The organism is Pseudoalteromonas sp. ESRF-bin5, from assembly GCF_002632075.1.
In the GTDB taxonomy this organism is placed as follows: domain Bacteria; phylum Pseudomonadota; class Gammaproteobacteria; order Enterobacterales; family Alteromonadaceae; genus Pseudoalteromonas; species Pseudoalteromonas marina.
On the sequence record NZ_NTLW01000261.1, the window covers coordinates 1 to 4,435 of the forward strand.

The 4,435-nt window shown below is 41.6% G+C and carries 5 protein-coding genes; all 5 read right to left on the reverse strand.

Annotated elements, in window-relative coordinates:
- Positions 1-290: glycoside hydrolase family 16 protein (locus BCG07_RS16170; RefSeq protein WP_502694078.1), on the reverse strand; the 290-nt coding region annotated here is incomplete at its 3' end.
- A gap of 262 nt (positions 291-552) precedes the next feature.
- Positions 553-1,344: a sterol desaturase family protein gene (locus BCG07_RS16175; protein WP_286891098.1), complete on the reverse strand. Its 792-nt coding sequence runs from the start codon at positions 1,342-1,344 to the stop codon at positions 553-555.
- A complete protein-coding gene (locus BCG07_RS16180; RefSeq protein WP_010556828.1) occupies positions 1,337-1,981 on the reverse strand; it encodes a CDP-alcohol phosphatidyltransferase family protein in 645 nt (214 codons plus the stop codon). Before BCG07_RS16180 ends, BCG07_RS16175 begins: the two co-directional genes overlap by 8 nt.
- Before the next feature lie 31 nt (positions 1,982-2,012).
- Complete coding sequence (locus BCG07_RS16185) at positions 2,013-2,651, reverse strand: ATP-binding cassette domain-containing protein (protein WP_286891101.1); 639 nt, start codon at positions 2,649-2,651, stop codon at positions 2,013-2,015.
- Positions 2,652-2,673: 22 nt separating this feature from the next.
- Positions 2,674-4,428 (reverse strand): ABC transporter permease, encoded by a 1,755-nt coding sequence (locus tag BCG07_RS16190; protein ID WP_286891103.1) that lies wholly within the window; start codon positions 4,426-4,428, stop codon positions 2,674-2,676.
- Between the last annotated feature and the right edge of the window lie 7 nt (positions 4,429-4,435).

Below are 4,435 nucleotides of genomic sequence, written 5' to 3' on the forward strand. Positions count from 1 at the left end.
ATGTTCAGCATGCCGTCTTTGATAAAGGCATTTTCTTCGTTATCGGTATAACATTGCTTTTCGTTGTTACCACCACCAGCACAGTTTAATTCAAAGTTCCATTTGTTTGTATCAATGCTAGTGCCGTCAAATTCGTCATTCCATACCATGCGCCAATCTGAGACTGGCTCTGAAGAATTAACGACTTCTGTATTCGTGTTTGTTGTTGCAGCGTCACCACCACAGCCGGCCAAAGACGCTAATGAAATAGCTGCCAAAAGGCGTGTAATGCGTGTTGTTTCAATGTTCATAACTGAACCCCGTTCAACTGATAATTGTCAGAATATGTGTTTAAGTTTAGTTGATTTTATAGCTTTTATACTTTCTGTAAGCGCTTACATTTGCGTGTGTAATTGTAAGCGCTTACAAATAGTATTGTGCAGTTGTGATTTGGTCAACATATTTGTCTAAATTATTTACAATTAATTTACTGTTTAACGAATAAATAGCAGTTCTAAAATCATTAAACTGCATAATTTTGTTTAATGATTTTATTTTTTAAGAGGATAGTTGTTACTTTTTTTGAAATGGCATGGTTAACAAAGCCCAAAGAGAGGCGTTTTGCTTTTCGCTTGGGTATTCTTTTAGGCCTACATCTATGTCGTTATCGGCTTTTTGCGCTTCATTTTTGTAGCTGCCAAATAATTTATCCCACCAAATAACGCTAAATCCATAGTTTGAATTGGTTTCGTTCACGCGTTGGCTATGATGAATACGATGTAGTATTTGGGTCATTAGTATTAACCGAAGGGGCTTTTCTATTGCATTTGGCAAGCGAATATTGGCGTGGTTAAACAGCGCTAACCCGTTAAGTGCAATTTCAAATATTAATACTGCAATAGCGGGTACCCCTAAAGCAGTAACGGCAATCAATTTTATAAGTATGCTAAGTACAATTTCGATAGGGTGAAACCGCAAGCCTGTGCTGGTATCTACATGCGCATCGGCGTGGTGTACACGGTGCAAACGCCACAAAATAGGCACTTGATGAAACAGCCGGTGCTGCCAATAAATAAGTATATCAAGCAGTAACATGCTTAAAATAATAGCAACAATACTTGGTGTGGCTATTCGATTAAATAAACCAATACCGTGCTCTTGGTTATAAAGCGCTACGGCGGTTAAGCCTATGGGCACACTTAAGCGGGCAATTAGTGATGAAGCAAACACGAGTCCAAAATTAGCATACCATCGGGTGCTACTTTTTATAGGCGATTTGCGTGCGGGCATACGCGATTCTAGCAGCATCATAATAACCAAAATGCTAAAAAAGAACCCTAAACGCCACCAAATTTCATTACTCATTGGCTTGTGTAACCTCATTAGCTTCTTGGAGTTTTAACGTGTTATATCCACCATGTATACGTGTAAAAATAGTAATGGCGCACGCAGTGGCAAAAATACTCGCCATTATGGCAAAGTGCTGCGGCCAAATACAAAAGGCAATAAACAGCGCTATGGTTTCTGTGCCTTCGGTTAAACCATTTAAGTAGTAAAAGCTTTTGTATTTAAACTGAGGTTTTTCAAGCTTAAATTTTTCGGCGGCTATGGCAAAGGCTAAAAAGCTTGAACCTGTGCCTATAAAGGTGGCGAGTAATATGCTACCTGCAATGGCGTTTTGCTCGGGGTTTGCCAAAATAAAACCTAGCGGAATTGCCGCGTAAAATAAAAAGTCGAGGGTAATATCTAAATAGCCGCCAGCGCTTGAACTTAAATTTGCATGGCGTGCTAATGCGCCATCTAGCCCATCTAAAATACGATTTAAAGCAATAGCCGTTAACGCTGCGTACCACATTTCAAACGCAATTAATGGCACAGCTAATAGCCCTATTAAAAAACCAACCACAGTGAGTTGGTCGGGCGTTATACCACGCTTGTGCATTAACGCCACAACCGGGGTTAACAGTGGCTTTATTACCGGGGTTATGTATTTGTCTAACATGCTTGGTGCCTTGTGCTTTTTGTGCGTGTATTTATTTGGCTAAATTTAAGGTGATCAGTTTGCCGTTTGCGGCTTCTGCATCGCTATGATCGTGGGTGACCATAATAGCGGGCAGTTTATGCTCACGTATTTGGCTAAATACCAGCTCGCGGGTATCTACTCTTAATTGGGTGTCGAGCTTGCTAAAGGGCTCATCAAGTAAAATCGCTTTTGGCTCGCTTAATAGCATACGCAATAAAGCAACGCGGGCTTGTTGCCCCCCAGAGAGGTTGTCGGGGTGGCGATTAGCCATGCCTTTTAGTCCAACTTGTTCAAGGGCGTGCTCTATTATTTCAAGGCGCTGTTTTTTATTGCCTTTAGGCATAGCAAAGGCAATGTTACCGCTTACCGATAAATGCGAAAATAATAACGCATCTTGATAAAGCACGCCTATGTGGCGTAAATGTGCGGGTAAGTTATTAATATTTTCGCCGTTAAGCCACACTTCGCCATTTGCGCTAAAACCACTGGGTAATGTGCCGGTAAGCCAATTTAATAAACTTGATTTACCACTGCCTGATGGCCCCATAACAGTGAGTATTTCGCCGCCTTTTACTTGCTCGTTTAAGCTTAGTAATTGCTCGTGTTGACGATAAAGCTCACAATTTTTAATCTCTAAAGATGACTGCATTAAAAACCTTTTAATTTATGGGTTAGCGATGTGCGCTTTTAAAAAAGTACTTAGGTAACACCCACGCTAGGATAAAGCCAATGAGTGGCAATGCCATTTGCATAATGGCATACACCGCACTGGTACGCCTACTTGCGCCATTTGCAAGGGCAACCGCTTCGGTTGTAATTGTTGCTATGCGCCCGCCACCGGCTAAAAGAGTCGGTAAATATTGGCCAAAACTAATTGCCAAACCAAGTGCGGCCGCAATTAAAATAGGGGCAAATAACTGGGGTAATTTTACTTGTAAAAACACTTTGCAGGGTGTTGCGCCAAGGCTTGCTGCTACATGAGCAAAGCGAGGGTCTAATCGCCTATAACTGCTCGCAAGCGATAAAAACACATACGGCAGTACAAACAATAAATGGGTAAATACCACATTAAAAAACGCGGCTTGGTTATTTACTAGTTGTTGCAGCCACACTAGGCCAAATAAAAACGCAATACTTGGTACAAGCAACGGTAAATAAATAATTAAGCTGGTAAAGCGCGACATGGGTTTTGCACTTAATTGCTCTGACTCTAAGCACAACAGGGTAATAATAATGGCAAATAACGAAGTAATTAGCCCTATAGCAAGGGTATTAAAAAGCGGGCTTTGCATTTGCATTAGCGCACTTTTAAAGTGAAGTAGCGTGAGCTGCTCGGGCAAAGCCGCCGGAAAACGCCAAAATCCGGCAACCGACCACATAATTAAGCCAATTAACGAGAGCAAAATAAAGCCAATTACAAATACTGTTAATAAGGTTGTTATTTTTTGCCAATAAACACCGCCATATTCTCGCTCGCCATTGGTGAGTAAGTCACTAAATAATGCTTTTATGGTTTTTTCGCCTCCAAGCCAAAGAGCTAGTAAACCACCAGTAAGTACAAGCTGCAATAATGCCCCTGCAGAGGCTTTAATACGCAGGTTTAAATCTACATCGTTAAACCAGTGCATAATAGCGACTGCCAAGGTGGGTGGTGTATTTGGCCCTAGAATAAGTGGCATTTCTACACTTGCGCTGGCATAAGCCAATACGGCTAAAATGGGTAGGCGCAGTAATGGGTAAAGGCTTGGTAATACTACTTTAAAAAAAGCAGTCATAGGGCAGTAGCCTAAATTAAGCGCTACTTTATGTTGTTGGCGCAGTTTTTTGCCAAGCTCAGGTTGGGCAAGCACACCTAGCGCCATTAACAGTAAAAAAGGCAGTTCTTTAAGGGTTAAGCCTAAAATTATACTAATACCAAACGAGTCATGCGGAAACATGCCGTTAGGCGCAAGTTCCCATCCACTAAACCAAGGCGATACTAAACGCGAGATCATGCCCGAAGGAGCAATTAAAAAACCAACCGCTATAGCCGCTGCCGCGTGGGGAATTACCAGTATCGGGCTCAATAAGCGCTGAATACGGTTAAGCCACGGGCTATTAAAAAATGCCGCTAAAATCATTAACGTAATGATAAAGGCAAGTAAGGTACTTATTAATCCGGTGCCAACACTTAGCATAACCATGTGTGTTAGGCCGGGTGTTTGCATAAGCATAGTAAAGCCATGTAGGCCAAGTGTTGTTTGCTCAAGTACTGGCGCATAACCAAAAGCGGGCAGTAGCACGCTAATTAGGCCGCCTATTACCGGCAAAATTAGTAATGTCAGTAAAAAGCGTGGGCTTAATGTAACTAATTTACTAAACATATCGGCGCTTTTATGTGGTTTAAGCGTTGGGCTTGCTGCTAACTTATTTGAAACAACACTCATTGGCTTA